At 72.7% G+C, this 20,487-nt stretch carries 18 protein-coding genes; 5 read left to right on the top strand and 13 right to left on the bottom strand.

From position 1 onward, the window contains the following. Window positions 1-7: 7 nt before the first annotated feature. Both O7602_RS07950 and O7602_RS07945 read right to left on the bottom strand, forming a co-directional pair. Window positions 8-910, bottom strand: coding sequence for a transglycosylase SLT domain-containing protein (locus tag O7602_RS07950; RefSeq protein WP_281587566.1), 903 nt, complete (start codon window positions 908-910; stop codon window positions 8-10). 30 nt (window positions 911-940) lie between these two features. Then, entirely contained in the window at window positions 941-2,440 is a 1,500-nt protein-coding gene (locus O7602_RS07945) for a DedA family protein (protein WP_281587565.1), read from the bottom strand. 131 nt (window positions 2,441-2,571) lie between these two features. Here O7602_RS07945 and typA point away from each other — a divergent pair, with 131 nt between their 5' ends. Continuing rightward, the gene (gene typA, locus O7602_RS07940; RefSeq protein ID WP_281587564.1) at window positions 2,572-4,437 is read left to right on the top strand and encodes a translational GTPase TypA; all 1,866 of its coding nucleotides are present in this window, start codon (window positions 2,572-2,574) and stop codon (window positions 4,435-4,437) included. 177 nt (window positions 4,438-4,614) lie between these two features. Here the strand turns inward: typA and O7602_RS07935 are convergent, their stop codons facing one another. Continuing rightward, window positions 4,615-5,280: a class I SAM-dependent methyltransferase gene (locus tag O7602_RS07935; protein ID WP_281587563.1), complete on the bottom strand. Its 666-nt coding sequence runs from the start codon at window positions 5,278-5,280 to the stop codon at window positions 4,615-4,617. Between the two features lie 73 nt (window positions 5,281-5,353). On the opposite strand from O7602_RS07935, the gene O7602_RS07930 reads away from it, so the two are divergent. After that, window positions 5,354-6,220: a serine hydrolase gene (locus tag O7602_RS07930; protein ID WP_281587562.1), complete on the top strand. Its 867-nt coding sequence runs from the start codon at window positions 5,354-5,356 to the stop codon at window positions 6,218-6,220. A 3-nt stretch (window positions 6,221-6,223) separates the two neighbouring features. Here the strand turns inward: O7602_RS07930 and O7602_RS07925 are convergent, their stop codons facing one another. Next, the gene (locus tag O7602_RS07925; protein WP_281587561.1) at window positions 6,224-7,021 is read right to left on the bottom strand and encodes a tyrosine-protein phosphatase; all 798 of its coding nucleotides are present in this window, start codon (window positions 7,019-7,021) and stop codon (window positions 6,224-6,226) included. 44 nt (window positions 7,022-7,065) lie between these two features. On the opposite strand from O7602_RS07925, the gene O7602_RS07920 reads away from it, so the two are divergent. Beyond that, complete coding sequence (locus O7602_RS07920) at window positions 7,066-8,163, top strand: dipeptide epimerase (protein ID WP_281587560.1); 1,098 nt, start codon at window positions 7,066-7,068, stop codon at window positions 8,161-8,163. 56 nt (window positions 8,164-8,219) lie between these two features. Then, window positions 8,220-9,137: an NlpC/P60 family protein gene (locus O7602_RS07915; RefSeq protein ID WP_281587559.1), complete on the top strand. Its 918-nt coding sequence runs from the start codon at window positions 8,220-8,222 to the stop codon at window positions 9,135-9,137. A gap of 48 nt (window positions 9,138-9,185) precedes the next feature. On the opposite strand, the gene O7602_RS07910 is transcribed toward O7602_RS07915, so the two are convergent. The 3 genes from O7602_RS07910 to pnuC all read right to left on the bottom strand — a co-directional run bounded on the left by O7602_RS07910 (window position 9,186) and on the right by pnuC (window position 12,213). Then, window positions 9,186-10,184: a TerC family protein gene (locus O7602_RS07910; RefSeq protein ID WP_281587558.1), complete on the bottom strand. Its 999-nt coding sequence runs from the start codon at window positions 10,182-10,184 to the stop codon at window positions 9,186-9,188. Window positions 10,185-10,471: 287 nt separating this feature from the next. Next, a complete protein-coding gene (locus O7602_RS07905; protein WP_281587557.1) occupies window positions 10,472-11,563 on the bottom strand; it encodes an AAA family ATPase in 1,092 nt (363 codons plus the stop codon). Then, on the bottom strand, window positions 11,560-12,213 hold the full coding sequence (gene pnuC / locus O7602_RS07900) for a nicotinamide riboside transporter PnuC (RefSeq protein ID WP_281587556.1): 654 nt from the start codon (window positions 12,211-12,213) through the stop codon (window positions 11,560-11,562). The genes O7602_RS07905 and pnuC overlap by 4 nt, the downstream gene beginning before the upstream one ends. A 103-nt stretch (window positions 12,214-12,316) precedes the next feature. Between pnuC and O7602_RS07895 the strand changes: the two genes are divergently transcribed. Beyond that, window positions 12,317-12,610, top strand: coding sequence for an antibiotic biosynthesis monooxygenase (locus tag O7602_RS07895; RefSeq protein ID WP_281587555.1), 294 nt, complete (start codon window positions 12,317-12,319; stop codon window positions 12,608-12,610). 93 nt (window positions 12,611-12,703) lie between these two features. On the opposite strand, the gene O7602_RS07890 is transcribed toward O7602_RS07895, so the two are convergent. From O7602_RS07890 to rpsA, 6 genes are all read right to left on the bottom strand, one after another. Further along, window positions 12,704-13,603 carry a DUF5753 domain-containing protein gene (locus tag O7602_RS07890; RefSeq protein WP_281587554.1) on the bottom strand — a complete coding sequence of 300 codons (900 nt, stop codon included), beginning with the start codon at window positions 13,601-13,603 and terminating at the stop codon, window positions 12,704-12,706. Window positions 13,604-13,700: 97 nt separating this feature from the next. Further along, window positions 13,701-14,069: a VOC family protein gene (locus O7602_RS07885; protein WP_281587553.1), complete on the bottom strand. Its 369-nt coding sequence runs from the start codon at window positions 14,067-14,069 to the stop codon at window positions 13,701-13,703. A gap of 24 nt (window positions 14,070-14,093) precedes the next feature. Continuing rightward, the gene (locus O7602_RS07880; protein WP_281587552.1) at window positions 14,094-14,930 is read right to left on the bottom strand and encodes a helix-turn-helix transcriptional regulator; all 837 of its coding nucleotides are present in this window, start codon (window positions 14,928-14,930) and stop codon (window positions 14,094-14,096) included. Window positions 14,931-14,955: 25 nt separating this feature from the next. Next, window positions 14,956-17,067 (bottom strand): excinuclease ABC subunit UvrB, encoded by a 2,112-nt coding sequence (uvrB, locus tag O7602_RS07875; RefSeq protein ID WP_281587551.1) that lies wholly within the window; start codon window positions 17,065-17,067, stop codon window positions 14,956-14,958. A gap of 365 nt (window positions 17,068-17,432) precedes the next feature. Next, window positions 17,433-18,611: a dephospho-CoA kinase gene (gene coaE / locus O7602_RS07870; RefSeq protein WP_281590198.1), complete on the bottom strand. Its 1,179-nt coding sequence runs from the start codon at window positions 18,609-18,611 to the stop codon at window positions 17,433-17,435. A 159-nt stretch (window positions 18,612-18,770) separates the two neighbouring features. Further along, a complete protein-coding gene (gene rpsA / locus O7602_RS07865; protein ID WP_281587550.1) occupies window positions 18,771-20,309 on the bottom strand; it encodes a 30S ribosomal protein S1 in 1,539 nt (512 codons plus the stop codon). Between the last annotated feature and the right edge of the window lie 178 nt (window positions 20,310-20,487).

Genomic DNA, 20,487 nt, shown 5'->3' with positions numbered 1-20,487 from the left:
GGGCCGGTCAGAACGCGAGGCACTCGCAGGTGGTCATCAGCTCACGCACGTTGTAGACGTAGTCATCGTTCGGGATCGTCAACGGCAGCGGCTCACAGGGCGGGTGCCCGCCGTCGTCGCAGTCCGGCGCCACCTTGCCCGGGCCCACGTTGTACGCGGCGATCACCGCGTTCAGCAGGCAGGAGGTCAACGTGGGCGTGCACAGCGAGACGTCGAGCCGATAGTCCGAGCCGAAGTGCGAGTCGCCGATCTTCTTGGTCAGCCAGGCCAGGTAATTGGCGCCGAGCACCGCGTTGTCCCGGTAGTCGTCCACGTCGTAGGTCTTCTCGAACCGGTCGTTGACGAACGTCGCCGTCGGCGGCTGGACCTGCATCAGCCCGACCCCGCTGTCGCAGGCGTAGATGTTGGACTGCCAGCCGCTCTCCTGCCAGGCGGTGGCCTTCACCAGGCTGAGCGGCACCCTGATCTCCGGCGCGGACGACGGCCAGTAGGTCTTCCCGGCCGCGTCGGTCAACGCCTTCTTGACCTGAGCCCTGGTGGCCGCCGTCCCCTTGTAGTGGGGTTTGCAACCGACGACCGGCGGCTTCGGCGCGGGCGGTGCCTTGGTCTCGGTCAACGCCTTGACCGGGCGCCGGGGCGCACCGGGTCGGCCGGCGGTCGGCTTCGCGGACGCCGGAGCGCTGGGGCTGGGCCGGCCGCCCATCGCCTCGACCGCCGGCGGCGCCTCGCTCGGCGCGTCGGCGGGCGCGTCGGCCGGTTCCTCCCCGGGCTCCTCGATCGGCGCGGCAGTGGGCAGATCCGCCGCCACCCCGCGCGCCGGTGGCTCGTCGCCACCGCACCCGGTCACCGCTGTTGTCGCCAGCAACGCCACCACCGTAGCCGCGGCCAACCGGCCGACTCCTCGTCGCATCGGACCTCCCCGTGGTTCCGTCGGCGCACCCTAACAGGGATCGACGGGGCTACGGGGTCCCGGCGACGCCGGTCGGCGCTCCTCCCGCGGCCGGGGCGGACGCTCCCCGGCGACCACCGCGGGCGGACCCGCGTCGTCGCCCACCGCAGGCGGCCCGGGGTCGACGCCCGCCGGGCCGGGCGGACCGGTGTCCTCGCCGGCCACCACCCGCTCCCGGGTCGCCCAGGCGACCACGAACACGGTGGTCCAGGCGACGCCCAGCAGCACCGAGGACACCGTGCCACTGGCCGTGCTCCAGCCCAGATAGAGCCGGGCGCCGGTGACCGCGACCACGCCCGCCGAGGCAGCCGTCCAGACGGCCACGCCGATCGGCCAGCGGGCCCCGCGCGACAGCAGCCAGGCAAGCGTGCCGAAGCTCGCCGTCACCACCACGTTCTGGGTGGGGAACAGGTCACGGACCCGGTGCGGGCCGGTCAGGTCGGCGACCACGACCAGCAACACCAGCGGCACTGCGGCACCGACCGTGCCCACCACCGACAACAGGTCCGCCCGCCACGGCCGGTGCCGCCGGGCCACCACCGCCGCCACCACGGCGACCACGGCGATGAGCACCCAGCCGCGCAGCACCGACAACGCGGCCAACGCCGCGTCGACCACCCCGGGGGTACGCCGGGCGGCGAACCAGTCGGCGATCAGCCCGTCGAGCACCCCGAGCCCGCTGTGCCGGACCACCGCCTCCAGCAACGCGGCCACCGCCAGCCCCGCGCCGAACAGCAGCGCCAGCCCCAGCGCCAGGTTGATCAGCAGCGTCCACAGCGGGCCGACCCGCATGCCGGCCAGGAAGAACAGCACCCCGTACCGGGCTCGCAGCCAGCGCAACGGCGGCACCCCGGCGGCACGCGCGGCAAGCGCCCGGGCGGGATCCGGGTTGCGCCCGAGCCACCGACCGGCGAGCACCACGCCGAGCAGGCACGCCAGCAGCACCAGCACCGCCCCGGTGGCGCGGCCCAGCAGCTCGGACACCCGCGCGTAGGACTCGCCGGCCAGATAGCCGGCGAGCACCGAAGCCCCGACCCAACCCACCACCCCGGCCAGGTTCCACGGCGCGAACCGCCGGTACGGCAACCCCGCCGCGCCGGCCAACCGGGGCGCCAGCGTGCGGGCGAAGGCGACCCAACGGGCGGCCAGCACGCCACGGCCACCCAGCCGGTCCAGCAGCTCCTCGGCACGCCGCCACCGGTGCGGCCCGATCCGCGCGCCGAGCCCGGAGGCGCGCAACCGGGGGCCGTACCGCCGGCCGGCCCGGTAGGCGAGTGTGTCTCCGATCACGGCGGCGGCCACCATGACCGCAAGCGTGGGGGCGAGCCGTAGCGTCCCCGCGTACGCTAGGAAGCCGACCAGCAGCAGGGTCGCCTCGCCCGGCACCAGCAGCCCGAAGATCACCGCGGTTTCACCCGCGACGATCGTCGCGGCGACCAGGTAGATCAGCAGGGGCGGCAGCTCCTGCAGCCAGTTCAGCAGGTCAGGCATTCGGCACCCCGCACGGGAGTCAGCATGCCAGTCGCTGGAACGGTCGGCACAGCACTTTCGACACAGATCCGGGCGATCTCGGGGTGACCCCGAGGCGTGCCCCGGCAACCGCAGACAGGAGTATGGAGGGTATGCAGCTTCGCACCGACCTCCGCAACGTCGCCATCATCGCCCACGTCGACCACGGCAAGACGACCCTGGTCGACGCCATGTTGCGGCAGGCCGGCGCCTACGGCGCCCGCGGCGAGAACACCGAGCGGGTCATGGACTCGATGGACCTCGAGCGGGAAAAGGGCATCACCATCCTCGCCAAGAACACCGGCGTGCGGTACCTGCCGGCGGACGGCGACCCGGTCACCATCAACATCATCGACACCCCCGGCCACGCCGACTTCGGTGGTGAGGTCGAGCGCGGCCTGACCATGGTCGACGGCGTGGTGTTGCTCGTCGACGCCAGCGAGGGCCCGCTGCCGCAGACCCGGTTCGTGCTCCGCAAGGCGCTGCGCGCCCGGCTGCCGATCATCCTGGTGATCAACAAGGTGGACCGTCCGGACGCCCGGATCAAGGAGGTCGTGGACGACACCTACGAGCTCTTCCTCGACCTGGACGCCGACGAGGAGCAGATCGACTTCCCGATCGTCTACGCCTGCGCCCGCGACGGCATCGCCTCGCTCACCCAGCCGGCCGACGGAGCGGTGCCGGACGACAGCAGCAACCTGGAGCCGCTGTTCCGCACCCTGCTGGACACCATCCCGGCACCCGCGTACGACGAGGGCGCGCCACTCCAGGCGCACGTCACCAACCTCGACGCCTCGCCGTTCCTGGGCCGCCTCGCGCTGTGCCGGGTCCGGCAGGGCACGATCAGCAAGGGTCAGACCGTGGCCTGGTGCCGCACCGACGGCAGCACCCAGCGGGTCCGCATCTCCGAGCTGCTGATGACCGAGGGCCTGGAGCGCAAGCCGGCCGACTCGGCCGGACCGGGCGACATCATCGCCGTCGCCGGCATCCCCGAGATCATGATCGGCGAGACGCTCGCCGACGCGGAGAACCCGATCCCGCTGCCGCTGATCACCGTGGACGAGCCGGCCATCTCGATGACCATCGGCACCAACACCTCGCCGCTCGTCGGCCGGGTCAAGGGCGCCAAGGTCACCGCGCGGATGGTCAAGGACCGGCTCGACAAGGAGCTGATCGGCAACGTCTCGCTGCGGGTGCTGCCCACCGAGCGCCCGGACGCCTGGGAGGTGCAGGGCCGCGGCGAGCTGGCCCTGGCCATCCTGGTCGAGCAGATGCGCCGCGAGTCCTACGAGCTGACCGTCGGCAAGCCGCAGGTGGTCACCAAGGAGATCGACGGCAAGACCTGCGAGCCGGTCGAGCGGCTGACCATCGACGCCCCGGAGGAATACCTGGGCGCGATCACCCAGCTCCTGGCCACCCGCAAGGGCCGGATGGAGCAACTGGTCAACCACGGCACCGGCTGGATCCGGATGGAGTGGCTGGTGCCGGCGCGCGGCCTGATCGGCTTCCGCACCGAGTTCCTCACCGACACCCGCGGCACCGGCATCCTGCACCACGTCTTCGAGTCCTACGAGCCGTGGTTCGGCGAGCTGCGCACCCGCAACAACGGCTCGCTGGTGGCCGACCGGTCCGGCGCGGTCACCTCGTTCGCCATGATCAACCTCCAGGAGCGCGGCCAGCTCTTCGTCGAGCCGACCACCGAGGTGTACGAGGGCATGATCGTCGGGGAGAACTCCCGCTCCGACGACATGGACGTCAACATCACCAAGGAGAAGAAGCTCACCAACATGCGGGCCTCGACCTCCGACGAGACCGAGAAGCTGATCCCGCCGCGCAAGCTGTCGCTGGAGCAGGCGTTGGAGTTCTGCCGCGAGGACGAGTGCGTCGAGGTCACCCCGGTCGCGGTACGCATCCGCAAGGTGGTGCTGGACCAGACCCAGCGCGGCCGGATGGCCGCCCGCCGCAAGCACGCCGGCTGACCATCCCGCCCCACCCACCCCACCCGGAGCCCGGCCCGCCCTCAGCAGGCCGGGCTCCCCCGTCCCCACCCCCGTCGATCATGAACTTAGCGGCAACTAAAGAGATCAAACCCGACGTCAACTTCATGATCGCCGCCGCAGGGCCGCGGGGCCGGGGACGGCTCGGGTGGGTGGGGGTCAGTGGGGTCTGGTGGCCTGGAGGGCCAAGATGTCGGGGACGGGACCGGAGCCGGACTCCACCACGCGGTCGAGGACCAGGCCGGCGGCGGTGACGGCGGTGAGCAGGTCGGCCAGGGGCAGGTGCCACGCGCCGACCCGGGCCCGCACACCTGTGGCGTTCCACGACCGGAACGTGCGCTCCCGCTCGGCGTACCCGCCGTCGATCACGATGCGCTCCGGGTCGGACCGGTCGGCGAACGCGCCGCAGAAGCACGGATGCAACCCGACGTGCACCAGTCGGCCGCCCGGCGCCAGCACCCGCGCCGCCTCGGCGAGCGCCACCGGATAGTCAGGCATGTCGGTGTGCGCCAGCACGCACACGGCGGCCGGCACCGCGCCGTCGGCGAGCGGCAGCGCCGTCGCGTCGGCCCGGGCCACCGGCAGCCGGGCCCGGGCGTGGCGTAGCTGCCCGCCGGACAGGTCCACGCCCACCGGCGTCCAGCCCAGCCGGCGCAGCTCGGCCGCGTGCGCCCCGGTGCCGCAGCACAGGTCCAGGCACTGCCCGGCGCCGCTGCCCAGCAGCTTCGCGAGCACCGACCGGACCCGGTCCATGTACGGCCCGGACAGGTCGGTGGCGTACTCCTCGTACCAGTCCGCGATGCCGTCGTACAGAGCCGTCGTCATTCCCGCACGCTAGCCCCGGGCACCGTGATGCCGCAGCCCCACGCCCGCCCGGACGATCCGCTACCGTCGGCCCATGATCTGGGACGAGCTCGACGCGCATCTCGACCAGGTGTCCGGCACCGTCTCCGCGTACGTCGGGCGTCCCGGTGCCCGGCCCGCCTGGACCCGGCGCGCCGACGTCACCCACTACGCGGCCAGCACCATGAAGGTCGCCGTGCTCGTCGCGCTGCACCGGGCCGCCGAGTCCGGCCGGCTCGACCTGGACGCGCCGGTGCCGGTACGCAACACGTTCGACTCCGCCCTGCCCGGCGCGCCCCGCTTCGCCAACAACCGCGACTACGACAACGACGAGGCGGTCTGGGAGCGGATCGGCGGCACCGCGCCGCTGCGCTGGCTCGCCGAACGGATGATCGTGCGCTCCAGCAACCTGGCCACCAACCTCTGCATCGGCCAGGTCGGGCTGCCCGCCGTCGCCCAGGCGTGGACGCTCGCCGGCGCCCGGCACAGCGTCACCGGCCGTGGCATCGAGGACTTCGCCGCCCGCGACGCCGGCATCGACAACCTGGTCACCGCCGCCGACCTGGCCGCCCTCCTCGGCGAGCTGGCGCTCGGCACCGACCGGCCCCGCCCGCTCGCGTCACCGGCCGGCTGCACCGCCATGCTCGACGTGCTCGTCGCCCAGGAACACCGCGAGGACCTCGCCGCCGGGCTGCCCGACGGCACCCGCATCGCGCACAAGAACGGCTGGGTACGCGGCGTCCGCCACGGCGCCGGCGTGGTGTTCCCCGACGACGCGCCGCCGTACGCGATCGTCGTGTGCACCACCACCGACCCGGCCGGCGGCGGCGCGGACCGCGGGCAGGTCGAGGACGACGCCTGCCAGTTGATCGCGCACGTCTCCGCGCGGGTGTGGGACGCCCGGCGCGACCTGGCGGGCTGATGCCTACTCCAGCACCCGTTCCCGCAACGCGGCCCGCACCTCGTCGGTCACCCCCAGGCCGTCGCCCAGGTACGCCTCGAACGACCCGTACCCCTGGCGCACCTCGTCGTACGCGGCGTCCAGGTATTCCGGGCGCACCTCCAGCAGCGGCCGGGCCGCCGCCGGGTCGAGGTCCGGCCGGCGCTTCGTCATCGCCGCCAGCAGCACTTCGCGCAGGCTCTCGGTCAGCTCGTTGTGCCGCAGGTAGTCGGCCCGGATCGCCGGCTCCGACACGCCCAGCGCGGTCAGCAGCACCACCGACAGCCAGCCGGTGCGGTCCTTGCCGGCGGAGCAGTGGAACAGCAGCGGCAGGTTCGCGTCGTCGGCGGCCAGCCGCACCGCCGCCCCGAACCCGGCCCGCGCCGGCTCCCCGCTGACGAACCAGCGGTAGATCGCGGTCATCGCCCCCGGCATGCCGTCGCGGGCCAGATCCGCGTACGCGTCCAGGTCGTGTCCCTGCAACACCGCCGACACGTACGTGAACACCGGGTGGGCGGCGTCGTAGACCGGCAGGTGCACCACGCGGGGCTCACCCACCAGCCGGTCCGGCGGCGCCACCGCCTGCTCCTCGGCGGCACGCAGATCCACCACGCACGCCGGGGCGAGCTTGCCCAGCACCGGCAGGTCGTCATCGGTCAGCCGACCCAGCGCCGCGGCGCGGACGAGCCGCCCGGCACGGACCCGCCGCCCGTCGGTCGTCGGCAGCCCACCCAGGTCACGGGCGTTCGGCGCGCCCACCAGCTCCCAGTTCCGCCCGGTCATCGGCCCTCCCCTGCTCGCCGCCAGTTGCCGATAGGGTGCCCCACATGACGATCACGGCGGTGCGCACCCACCGGCTCTCGGCACCCTTGCACACCCCGTTCGTCACCGCACTGCGGAGCACCACCACGGTGGAGACGCTCATCGTCGAGGTGGTCGACAGCGACGGGCGGACCGGGTTCGGCGAGGCCCCGCAGGTCTGGCAGGTCACCGGCGCGTCGATCGGCGGCGCCGAGGCGTGCGTACGCGAACTGCTCGCGCCGCTGCTGACCGGACGCGATCCGGACGACCTCCGGGCCCGGTGCGCGCAGGTGCGGGGCGCGGTGGTGGGCAACGAGTCGGCGAAGGCGGCCGTCGACGTGGCGCTGCACGACCTGGCCGCGCGGCGGCTCGGCGTACCCCTGGTGCGGTTGCTCGGCGGCACGGCGCTGCGCGTCCCGACGGACGTCACGCTTGCCGCCGGCGACGCGGTCGACCTGGCCACGGCGGCCGGCCGGCGGCGCGCCGAGGGTTTCACCGTGCTGAAGCTCAAGGTCGGCACCGACGCGGGCGGCGACCTGGACCGGGTCCGCGCGGTGCGCGCCGCCGTCGGCCCGGACGTGCGGATCCGGCTGGACGCCAACCAGGGCTGGACGCCGCGTGAGGCGGTCCGGGTGATCCGGGGCATCGAGGACGCCGGGCTCGACGTGGAGCTGGTCGAGCAGCCGGTGCACCGCCGCGACCTGGACGGGCTGGCCTGGGTCAGCGACCGGGTGGGTGTGCCGATCCTCGCCGACGAGTCGGTCTTCGACGTGCGTGACCTGGTCGAGGTGATCCGCCGCCGGGCCGCCGACATGGTCAACGTCAAGCTCGCCAAGTGCGGCGGCCTGCAACCGGCCCGGACGCTGCTCGACCTGGCCGCCGCGCACGGTATGGGGACGATCGTCGGATCCATGATGGAGGGTCCGATCGGCGTGGGCGCGGCGGCCAGTCTGGTCGCCGCCGGCGGCACCACGGCCGTGTCGGACCTCGACGCCGCCTGGTGGCTCGCCTGGTCGCCGGTCACCGGCGGCATCCGGTACGAGGGCGCGAGCGTGCTGCTGCCGGACGCGCCGGGTCTCGGCGTCGCCGACGTGAGTGAAGCTAAGGTTCAGCAGCGTGGTTGAGTGTCGTTGGATTTTTTCATAGGGTCGCCCACAGGAGCGTGGGAGGAGGGGTGCGGATGGCGCCTCAACCGGGCCACCAGGCCGTCGTACGGGTCTCGGTGGCGACCCTGTGGACCACCCCGGAGGCGGTCCGCCCGATCGACGGACCCGCCCGGTCCGACCTGCCCGACATCGCCACCTGGGTCGCCGGGATGGACCGCGACCAGCGGGTCGGCGACTGCGTCCTGACCCAACTGCTGCTCGGCGAGCCGGTGCGGGTCACCGAGACCCGGCCGGACGGCTGGGTGCGGGTGCTCGCCCTCGGACAGCCCGCCGCCAAGCTGGACGTCCGCGGCTACCCGGGCTGGATGCGGGCCGCCCACCTGACCGCGCCCGCCGACGCCGAGCCGTCCGCCACCGCGCTCGTGGTCGACGTCGACCACGCCACGCTGCACGACGCCGCCGGCGGGCCACCGGTGCTCACCGGCGTGGTCCTCGGCACCCGCCTCGCCTCCGCCGGGCGCCCGGCGGACGGCTGGCGGCCGGTCCGGGCGCCCGGCCGGGCCGAACCGCTCTGGGCCCCCGAGGGCGACCTGGTGCCGCTGCCCGCCGAACGACCCGAGGCCAAGGAGATGCTCGCGGTCGCCGAGCGGCTGCGCGACCTGGCCTACGTCTGGGGCGGCCTGTCCACCGACGGCATCGACTGCTCCGGGCTGGTCCACCTGGCCTGGCGGCGGTACGGCGTCACGCTCCCCCGCGACGCCGACGACCAGGCCGAGGCGACCACCCCGCTGGCGCTGGGTGAGGAACGCCCCGGCGACCTCTATTTCTTCGCCCACCCCGGCCGGCGCATCCACCATGTCGGCGTCGTCTCGGCCGAGCCGCACGGCGACCGACGCCGGATGTTGCACGCCTGCTACCTCACCCGCCGGGTGGTCGAGGAGGAACTGCCCCCGGCCCGGGTGGACACCCTGGTCGGCGCGCACCGCGTCTGACCGTCGGGTGTCGCCCCCGGCCGGCGGGAACGGCACCCGACGAAACGGTCAGCGGCGGGCCTCGGCCAACTCCCGGCGTCGGTCCCGCGACGACTTGGCCAGGCTCGCCACCGTGGCCACGGCAAGCGTGCCGAGGATGACCGTCAGCGAGAGCCAGATCGGGATGTGCGGCGCCCAGGCCACCGGCTCGCCGCCGTTGAGGAACGGCAGGTTGTTGTCGGCGAGCGCCTCCAGGACCAGCTTCACCCCGATGAAGCCGAGCACCACGGCCAGCCCGTAGCTGAGGTAGATCAGCCGGTCCAGCAGGCCGCCGAGCAGGAAGTAGAGCTGCCGCAGCCCCATCAACGCGAAGACGTTCGCGGTGAAGACCAGGTACGGCTCCTGCGTGATGCCGAAGATCGCCGGGATCGAGTCGAGCGCGAAGATGAGGTCGGTGGTGCCGATCGCGATCATCACGATCAGCATCGGGGTGAACAGCCACCGTCCGTTCTCCCGGGTGGTCATCCGCGCCCCGTCGAAGTCCCGGGACAGCGGGAGCGCCTTGCGGCTCCACCGGATCAGCACGTTCTCGCTGAACTCGTCCTCGTCCGGCTCACCCTGCCGGGCCAGGTTCACCGCGGTGTAGATGAGGAACGCGCCGAAGATGTAGAACACCCAGGAGAACTGGGAGATCAGCGCGGCGCCGGCCGCGATGAAGCCGCCGCGCATGACCAACGCCAGCAGGATGCCGATGAGCAGCACCTTCTGCTGGTACTGCCGGGGCACCCCGAACCGGCCCATGATGATCACGAAGACGAAGAGGTTGTCCACCGAGAGGCTGTATTCGGTGAGCCAGCCGGTGTAGAACTGCCCGGCCACGCTCGGCCCGGCGGTCACCCAGAGCAGCACGCCGAAGAGCAGCGCCAGAGCGACGTAGAAGCCGACCCACAGGCTCGACTCGCGGACGCTCGGCTCGTGCGGGCGGCGGCCGATGATGAACAGGTCAGCCATCAGGACCGCGATCATCGCGGTCAGGGTTACCGCCCACACCAATGCGGACACGTTCAAATCCATCCTCCGGCAGACACGCAGCGTCGGGCACACCGTACGCCGGGTGCGGGCCGGGGTGCGTCAACGCTGACTGTGGTGACTGTCGGAGGTCTCTTCCGCCGACGCCCTTGCGGGAGCCGACCGACGGAGCCGGGTCGAGCTGGCGCTCTTCCGTGCTGACGACTCCGTCGCGGGGGAATACTCCCCTCCTCGGCCGCCATTCTTCACCATCCCGCCCGCCTGGCGCATCTCCGGACGCCCATCAATCGCTGTCAGGTGCCCCGCATCACCACCCGCAGCGCATCCTAGGAGGCTAGCTTTGAATATGCCGTCGGGTCGGCGGGCAGCACCGGATCGGCGAACGACCAGCCGGCCGCGAGCACGGTCTCGACCGCGGCGACGGCGGTGGCCAGGCGCTCCTCGTGCGCCCCGCGCAGCTCGACCACCGGCACCCCGCACCCGGCCAGCTCCGCGCGGAACCGCCCGGTCATCCACGCCCGCAGGTGCTCCCCGTCACGCAGGCCGTCGTCGGCGAAGGGCACCCCCTCGTGGTCGGTGAGCAGGTAGAGCGCCGGCCGGCGGGCCGCCGCCCGCACCTCCGCCGAGGACGAGCCCAGGTAACGCTCCTCCCAGACCGCGGTGGCCCGGGCATCGGTGTCGCAGATCAGCAGCGGGCCGCCGACCCGCGCCGTCGCGTCCTCGGCGGCCTGCTGCTCGCGTACCACCTCGACGAAGTCGTCCCGGTCCCAGGTGACGTCGAAGACGGTGGCCTCCGGCCGGGACCGGCGCAGCACGGCGAGCTTGCGCCCGGTCAGCTCGCGGCCGTACTCGGGCACCCAGGCGGCGCCGAAACGCCGGGCGAGCGCCCGCGCCATGGTCGTGGTGCCGGTGGACTCGGCGCCGACCACCACCACCCGGCGGACCAGCCACGCCCGCACCGGCGGACTCAGCCACCGCCAGTGGGCCGCCGGGTCCGCGCGCACGGCGGTGCCGGAGACCGGCGCGGCCCGCCGCTCCGGATCCACGTCGACCGCGACCGCGCCGAACCGGCGGGCCAACTCCTCGCCGTACGCCTCGGAGGAGAAGACGGCGTCCACCGGCTCGCCGCCCAACGCGTCGGCGAACACCGCGCAGTGCAGGTCCCAGACCGCCGGGTCGGCGTAGTCGACCGGGTGGTCGTCGTAGCGGCCGACGAACCGCACCCACGGGGTGCCGGCGTGAACCTCGCGCAACCAGTCCAGCCGCAGGTCCAGCGGGACCGACTCGCGCCGGGACGGCGCCACCACCACGGTCACCGCGGCGCAGCGGGCCGCGGCGGCCTCGACGAGCGCGTGGTGCCCGGCGTGCGGCGGATAGAACTTGCCGACCACCAGCCCGTGCCGGAACCGCCCGGTCACGCGGCGACCGGGGCCGGCCCGGGCGGCACCGGCGTGGCCGCCGCCCGCCGGCGCAGGTCCGCCCGCCAGGCGCGCAACCCGACCACGCAGAGGGCCAGAAAGATCAGATACAGGCCGCCGGTGAGCCAGAGTCCCTTGTACGCGTAGAGCGGGATGTAGATCAGGTCGGCGGCGATCCACAGCCACCAGCTCTCCACCAGCTTGCGGGTCTGCCCGTAGGTGGCCAGCAGCGACAACGCGGTGGTGACCGCGTCGGCAAACGGGACGGTGGAGTCGGTGGCCCGGTCCAGCAGCGCCCACAGGCCGGCGGTGAGCAGCAGCCCGGCCGCGCCGAGCCCCCACCACTCCCGCCGCCCGGTGCGGGCCACGGTGAGCCGGCCGCGCCGGTCGCCGCCGAAGAGCCAGTGCCACCAGCCGTACACCCCGAGCGCCACGTAGACCAGTTGCAGGCCGGCGTCGGCGTACAGGCCGGCGGTCTGGAACAGCACCATCAGCAGCAGGACGTTGGCGATGCCGATGGGCCAGTTGGCGATGTGCTGGCGGGCGACCAACCAGACGTTGACCACGCCGGTGCCGAAGCCGAGCAGCTCGGCCCAGGTGGTGCCGGCGCCGAACACGGTGAACGCGGTGCCGGTGAGCCAGTCGAGCATCGTGGTCCTCCCCCGCCCGTCGGGTGACACGGTAGGAGGGGCGCGGCCCGCCGGAGCGCCCCCGGAGCGTACCGGTCAGAGCCCGGCGTGAAAGGCTGCGGGCATGGTTCTTGAGGTTGCGCTCATCGACGTGACGCCCGGACACGAGGACGACTTCGCCGCCGCGTACGCGCAGGCGCGGCCGGTCCTCGCCGAGGCGCCGGGGTGCCGCTCGGTGCGGATGACCCGCGGGGTCGAGTCGCCCACCCGGTTCGTGCTGCTCGTCGAGTGGGACTCGGTCGAGGCGCACGACGTGAACTTCCGGCAGACCGAGCGCTTCGGGCGGTGGCGGGGCCTGATCGGGCCGTTCTTCGCCGGCCCGCCGCTCGTCGAGCACTTCGTCGACGTGCCGGCCTGAAGTGTCGTACCCCTCGCGTAACCTTCGCGCGACGCGCGGTCACCGGTCCCGACGGGCATCGGGGGCGCCGGGCCCGGTGGTCGCGCGGCGACCTCACTCCAGCTCGTGCGGGTCCCGCGGCCGGGGCACCGGCGCGACGCCGAGCCGGCGGGTGAGCAGCTCGACCGTCGCCTCCTCGGGCAGCGCTGCCGCGAGCAGCCGCTCGATCACCTGCTCATAGCGGGCCACGTCGGCGTCGGCGACCAGGCGCAGGTCGGTGGTGAGCGTCTCGACCAGGACCGTGCGCGGATCGTCCGGGTCGGGATAGGCATAGTAGGAGAACGGCGCGAGCGGATGCAGGTCGTCGCCGGGCGAGGCGCCGCGGGGCACCACCCGGAGGGTGATGTGCGACCGTTCGGCTAGCGCCAGCAGGTGCCGCACCTGCTCCCGCCACACCTCGGCCGGCAGCCCGTCCGGCTCGCAGGCCCGCTCGTCGAGCAGGGCGGTGTAGTGCGGCGGGTCCGCCCGGACCAGCAGCTCCTGGCGCACCGCCCGGGCCCGGACATCGGCCTCCACGTCCACCTCGCCGGCGAGCGACGCACCGGCCGACACCCGCAGCCGGGCGTACGCGGGGATCTGCAACAGGCCGGGTACGAGCGCCGGCTGGTATTCCACGATGCGCTCGGCGCCGGCCTCCAACTCCGCGTACGCCCGCTGCCGCTCACCCATCTCGCCGAGCGTCTTGGACCAGCCGCGCCCGGTGGCGGCGTCGCGGGCGATGACGATCAGATCCTCCCGCTGGTGCCGTGGCACCTCGTAGACGTCGAGCAGGTCGAGCACGTCGGCCAGGTCGGGCCGGCTCTGCCCCAGCTCGATGCGGGACAGCTTCGACGTCGAGGCCCAACCGAGCCGGGTGCAGACCTGTTCGAGCGTGAGCGACTCCCGACGACGCAGTCGACGCAGCTCGACACCGAGCCGCACTCGCCGGACCACCGGACTTGCTGACAACGGCATGCGCGCCTCCCAGGGTGGGAGCGTACGCATGACCATCACACACGGCAATAGCCTGCTCGCACAGAGCAACATGGAAGTATCGACACGCAGGAATTTCTCAGGGACGGTACGTGCCGAACGACCAGACCATGCCGGCCGGGTCGCGGGCCGCGTAGTCGCGGGAGCCGTAATCGGTGTCGTACGGCGCCCGGACGATTTCCGCGCCGGCTGCCCGGGCCCGCTCGTGGTGCGCGTCGACGTCGTCGACGGCCAGGTAGAGGCGGTAGTCGTCGTCCGCCGGCCGGCTCGCCGGCGCGGGACCCGGACCCACCATGACCAGGTCGTCGCCGTGGCCGAGCTGAGCGTGGCGCACCGCGCCGTCGGGCCCGGCGTGCACCTCGTGGACGGTGAGGCCGAACGCCGACCGGAGGAAGTCGACGGCGGCGTGGACGTCGGGATATCTGAGGACCGGATAGATGCTTCGCATGCCCCCAGTCTGCCGCCGGCCGGGTCAGCCGGGATTGGACGAATGCGATCCGGCCCGGGCCAACGCCGCCGGCGGGGCACCGGCGAACTCCCGGAACTCCCGGGTCAGGTGCGACTGGTCGTAGTAGCCCCACCGGGCCGCCCGTTCCGCCCAGCCCGACCCGTCCGGGTCGGCCGCCGGCGCGGTCAGCACCGTCCGGCCCAGGGTGGCGTACGCCCGCTGGAAGCGCAGCAGCCGGGCGACGGTCTTCGGCGGCAACCCGAACTCTTGGCGGAACCGCACCGCCAGGTGACGACGGGACCAGCCGATCTCGTCGGCCAGCGCGGCCACCCCGACCGCGCCCCCGCTCCCGTCGAGCCGCCGCCAGGCGGCCAGCAGGCGGCCGTCGACCGGGTCGGTGGCCGCCAGCCGGGCGGTCAGGGCGGCGTCGAGGCGGGCGAAGCGCCCCGGCCAGCCGGGCTCGCCGGCCAGCTCGTCGCGGAGCCGGGCCAGCCACCCGGCGACCCGGTCGACCGGGGCCACCCGGTTGGCCAACTCGCCGAGCGGCAACCCGAGCAACCGCCGCGCCGCCGGGGCGGTCAGCAGCACCTGCGCCCCGGTGCCCGTGCCGGCGCCGCGGGTGGCGCACCAACCGTCGAACGGGCCGGCGAGGAACGCGTTGGCGCCGTACGCGCCGCGCCCGGCGGCGCGCGGATCGGTGATGTCAAGCGGGTCGCCCCAGCCGAGGACCAGCACGACGAACGCGCCGGCGACCTCACGGCGCACCACCGGCCCGGGCAGCTCCTCCCGGTAGCCGAGGTAACGGTCCACCCAGGGACGTAGCGCGGGGGCGGGCAGCCCGACCACGGCCTCGGTCAGCATCGCGCCCGCCCGGCCGTCGCGCCGCTCACCGCACCCCGGCCGCGTCCATCCCGCGCAGCTCCTTCTTGAGGTCGGAGACCTCGTCGCGGATCCGCGCGGCCAGCTCGAACTGGAGCTCCCGCGCGGCGGCCAGCATCTGGTCGTTGAGCTCCTGGATGAGGTTCGCGAGGTCGGCCCGGGCCATGCCCTCCCGGGACGGGGTGGCCGCGCCGCCCCGACCGTTGCGGCTGCGCGTCTCCTTGACCGGCGCCTTGCCCCGGGACAGCTGCCGGGCGGCGCCGCCGACCGTGGTGGCCTCGGTGTCCTCCGCCTCGCGGTAGATGTCGTCGAGGATGTCGTGGATCTTCTTGCGCAGCGGCTCGGGGTTGATGCCGTGGGCCTCGTTGTGCGCGATCTGCTTGGCCCGACGCCGGTTGGTCTCGTCGATCGCGGACGCCATCGATGGGGTGATCTTGTCGGCGTACATGTGGACCTGGCCGGAGACGTTACGGGCCGCGCGACCGATGGTCTGGATCAGCGACCGGCCGCTGCGCAGGAAGCCCTCCTTGTCGGCGTCGAGGATCGCCACCAGGGAGACCTCGGGCAGGTCGAGACCCTCGCGGAGCAGGTTGATGCCGACAAGCACGTCGTAGTCGCCCTTGCGCAGCTCGCGCAGCAACTCGACCCGGCGCAGCGTGTCCACCTCGGAGTGCAGGTAACGCACCCGGATGCCGTTCTCCAACAGATAGTCGGAGAGATCCTCGGCCATCTTCTTGGTGAGCGTGGTGACGAGCACCCGCTCGTCCCGCTCGGTGCGCAGCTTGATCTCGTGCATGAGGTCGTCGATCTGCCCCTTGGTCGGCTTCACCACCACCTCGGGGTCGATCAGGCCGGTCGGGCGGATCACCTGCTCGACGAACTCGCCCTGGGCCTGCTCCAGCTCCCACGGGCCGGGGGTGGCGGAGAGGAAGACCATCTGGCCCACCCGCTCCAGGTATTCGTCGAAGCGCAGGGGCCGGTTGTCGGCGGCGCTGGGCAACCGGAAGCCGTGGTCGATGAGCATCCGCTTGCGGGAGGCGTCGCCCTCGTACATGCCGCCGATCTGCGGGATGGTCACGTGTGACTCGTCGACCACGGTGAGGAAGTCGTCCGGGAAGTAGTCGAGCAGGCAGTGCGGCGGGCTGCCGGGCAGCCGGCCGTCGATGTGCATCGAGTAGTTCTCGATGCCGGAGCAGAAGCCCACCTGGCGCATCATCTCCAGGTCGTAGGTGGTGCGCATGCGCAGTCGCTGCGCCTCCAGCAGCTTGCCCTGCCGCTCCAGCTCGGCCAGCCGCTCGCCCAGCTCGGCCTCGATGTCGCGGGTGGCCCGCTCCATCCGCTCCGGACCGGCGGCGTAGTGCGTGGCCGGGAAGATCATCAGGCTGTCGACCTCACGGACCACGTCCCCGGTCAACGGGTTGAGGTAGTAGAGCTTCTCGATCTCGTCACCGAACAGCTCGATCCGGACGGCCAGCTCCTCGTAGGCCGGGATGATCTCCAGCGTGTCGCCACGCACCCGGAACGTGCCGCGCTGGAAGGCCATGTCGTTGCGCGTGTACTGGATGTCGACCAGCCGGCGCAGCAGTTGGTCGCGGTCGAGCTCCTGCCCCACCTTCACCCGCACGGCGCGGTCGAGGTATTCCTCCGGCGTGCCCAGGCCGTAGATCGCCGACACGGTGGCCACCACGATGACGTCCCGCCGGGTCAGCAGCGACATGGTCGCCGAGTGCCGCAGCCGCTCGACCTCCTCGTTGATCGAGGAGTCCTTCTCGATGTAGGTGTCGGTCTGCGGGATGTATGCCTCGGGCTGGTAGTAGTCGTAGTAGGAGACGAAGTATTCCACCGCGTTGTGCGGCAGCAGCTCGCCGAACTCCTTGGCGAGCTGGGCGGCGAGGGTCTTGTTGGGCGCGAGCACCAGGGTGGGCCGCTGCAACCGCTCGACCAGCCACGCCGTGGTGGCGCTCTTGCCGGTGCCGGTCGCGCCGAGCAGCACCGTGTTGCGGTCGCCGCGCCGCACGCGACGCTCAAGGTCGTCGATGGCCGCCGGCTGGTCGCCGGCCGGCTGGAACTCACTGACGACCTGGAAACGACCGTCGAGCCGGGGAATGTCGAGCGCCATGAACCCAACGGTACGCCCGCGGTCCGACACTTCCGGACCGACCACGGACCGTCCCTGACCGGCTTCGATATTCCCATTGTGTGGCTCATCTCACGCGACTACCCTCGTACCGTAGGCCGCTCGCGGCGGCCGACCGGGCCGGTGGCCGCCCCTTCGGGGCCCGGCCGCCCCCGGCGCCAGGGCCGCAGCACCCGGGACGACCGGCGTGCGCGCCCACGGTGGTCGCGCTGAGGCGCTCACCGGCCGCCGCGAGCGCCCCTGCCCATCCCCGTGCTCGCTGATTCACGGAAACAGTGGCCATCCGACGCGGAATGAGCACTCTTTCCGTGAATCAGGGGGCAAGACACGGGAGGGCGCGGGGCGGGTCAGGGGTGCCAGTTGGTGTGCGTGGCCCACTCCTCGGCCCGCAGGTGCTCCTCGTCGAACCACGGATCGTGGAGCGTCGCCGGCTCGGCGCTCTCCGGCGCGGCGGCCGCCAGGTCCCGCTTGACCTGGAGGTAGGCGGATCGCCGGGCCGGGTCGGCGCGGAGGTGGTCCCGCAGCAGCAGCGCGTACCGCCAGCCGGCCGAGCCGGCCGCCCGCAGGTGCAGGAGCACCGGGCGACCCGGGTCCGCGCCGCCGTGCAGCCGCTTCGCCCAGTGCGCCCGGTCGGGGCGGCGCGGCGCGTCCCACCACTCGCCGGGCAGCCGGGGAAAGCCCGCCTCGGCCAGCCGGTCGGCGAGCGGACCGTCCGCCTCCGCCAGCGCCGGCACGGTCAACTGGATGTCGATGACGTCCGGCGCGGTCAACCCGGGCACGGCGGTGGAGCCGACGTGGTCGATCCGGACGTCGTCGCCGGCCGCGTGGCGGATCCGCGCGGCGAGCCGGGCGTACTGCTCGGGCCACGTCGGGTCGGGCTCGGTGAGCGTCGGCGGGTCGACGAGCACCGCGTGCCGTTCGCGGACGTTGCGCTCGTAGGGCAGCAGCCGGTCGCGCCAGAGCGCGTCCACCGCGCCGTGCAGGTCGGCCAGCGGGCCGTCGTTGGTGAGCAGCACGTCCGCCACCGCCCGCCGGCCCGCGTCGTCGGCCTGCGCGGCGATCCGCCGCCGCGCCTCGGCCGGGTCCATGCCGCGGTCGCGGGACAACCGCGCCAGCCGGGTCGGCGCCGCCGTCTGCACCACGAGCACCAGGTGGTACGTCGGCGCGAGCCCCACCTCGACAAGCAGCGGCACGTCGTTGACCACCACCGCGTCGGCGGGCGCGGCGGCGACCAGTTCGGCGGCCCGCGCGCGTACCCGCGGATGGGTGATCCCCTCCAGCCGGCGGCGGGCGGTCTGGTCGCCGAAGACCACGGCGCCCAGGGCGGCCCGGTCGAGCGCGCCGTCGGGGCCGAGGACCCGCTCGGAGAACGCGGCGACCACCTCGGCCAGCCCTTCGGTGCCCGGGGCCACGACCTCGCGGGCGATCCGGTCCGAGTCGACCACGACCGCGCCGAGCGTCGCCAGGCGGCTCGCCACCGCGCTCTTGCCGGACCCGATACCGCCCGTCAGCCCCACCTTCAGCATCGGGACAGTCAACCCGATGGGTGTGCGCATGCCAAACAGGCAGACGACGACCGCGGGCCCCGCCCCCGGCGCTCCGCTGCTGCGGAACGCGGGGACGGGGCCCATCAGTCTGTCGGCGAGTCGGTGCGTCCGTGCGGACGAACCGGCGTCAGCGACCTGTCACTTGCCGCCGGCGAGCTTCTCCCGCAGCGCGGCGAGCGCCTCGTCGGTGGCAAGCGTGCCGGCCGGCTCCTCGGCCTGACGGCTCGGGGCCGACGAGGTCGAGGTCGAGGTGCTGCTGCTGGAGGTGGCGGGCGGAGCCGGGTTGGCCGCGGCCTCGGCGTCGGCGGCGCGGGAGGTCTGCACCTGCTTGGTGTGGGCCTCCCAGCGCTGACGCGCCTCGGCGTACTGGTTCTCCCAGGTCTCGCGCTGCTTGTCGTAGCCCTCGAGCCACTCGCCCGTCTCCGGGTCGAAGCCCTCCGGGTAGATGTAGTTGCCCTCGTTGTCGTACGTGGCGGCCATGCCGTAGAGGGTCGGGTCGAAGTGCTCCTCGCCCTCGACGAAGCCCTCGTTGGCCTGCTTGAGCGACAGCGAGATCCGGCGACGCTCCAGGTCGATGTCGATGACCTTGACCATGACCTCGGAGCCGACCTGCACGACCTGCTCCGGGATCTCCACGTGGCGCTCGGCCAGCTCGGAGATGTGGACCAGGCCCTCGATGCCGTCGTCCACCCGGACGAACGCGCCGAACGGCACCAGCTTGGTGACCTTACCCGGCACGATCTGCTGGATCGCGTGGGTGCGGGCGAACTGACGCCACGGGTCCTCCTGGGTCGCCTTCAGCGACAGCGAGACCCGCTCCCGGTCCAGGTCGACGTCCAGGACCTCGACCTCGACCTCCTGGCCCACCTCGACGACCTCGGACGGGTGGTCGATGTGCTTCCAGGACAGCTCGGAGACGTGCACCAGGCCGTCCACGCCACCCAGGTCGACGAACGCGCCGAAGTTGACGATCGAGGAGACGACGCCCTTGCGGACCTGCCCCTTCTGGAGCTTGTTGAGGAACTCGGTGCGCACCTCGGACTGCGTCTGCTCCAGCCAGGCCCGGCGGGACAGGACCACGTTGTTGCGGTTCTTGTCCAGCTCGATGATCTTGGCTTCGAGCTCACGGCCGACGTACGGCTGGAGGTCGCGCACGCGCCGCATCTCGACGAGCGACGCGGGCAGGAAGCCGCGCAGGCCGATGTCGAGGATGAGACCACCCTTGACGACCTCGATGACCGAACCGCGGACGACGCCGTCCTCGTCCTTGATCTTCTCGATCGTGCCCCAGGCCCGCTCGTACTGCGCCCGCTTCTTGGAGAGGATCAGCCGACCCTCCTTGTCCTCCTTCTGGAGGACGAGGGCCTCGATGTGGTCGCCGACCGAAACGACCTCGGCCGGGTCCACGTCGTGCTTGATCGACAGCTCCCGAGAGGGGATCACGCCCTCGGTCTTGTAGCCGATGTCGAGCAGGACCTCGTCCCGATCGACCTTGACGACGGTGCCTTCGACAATGTCGCCGTCGTTGAAGTACTTGATGGTCTCGTCGATGGCGGCGAGGAAAGCTTCCTCAGAGCCGAGATCGTCGTGCGTGACCTTGTTGGCGCTCGAGGTGGCCTCGATGCTGCTCGTCATGTGGGCGGTTGCTCCGGTCGGATGGGTTGTCACAGCGGGCATGGGTGTCGCGGTGACTCTTCCGCGCCAACGGATCCGTCGCCGGGCACACCGAACGATCGACGCGAGAAGATCATTAGTGGCTCCGGTGACCGCACACCTGCTCCCTGCCGAGGCACACGATCCGCGAGCGCATCGTCTAGCCTACCCGCTGCATTACCACAGCGTGCAAGCCCTCCCG

Source organism: Micromonospora sp. WMMD1128 (assembly GCF_027497235.1).
Classification (GTDB): Bacteria; Actinomycetota; Actinomycetes; order Mycobacteriales; family Micromonosporaceae; genus Micromonospora.
This window is presented reverse-complemented; position numbering and strand designations above follow the sequence as displayed.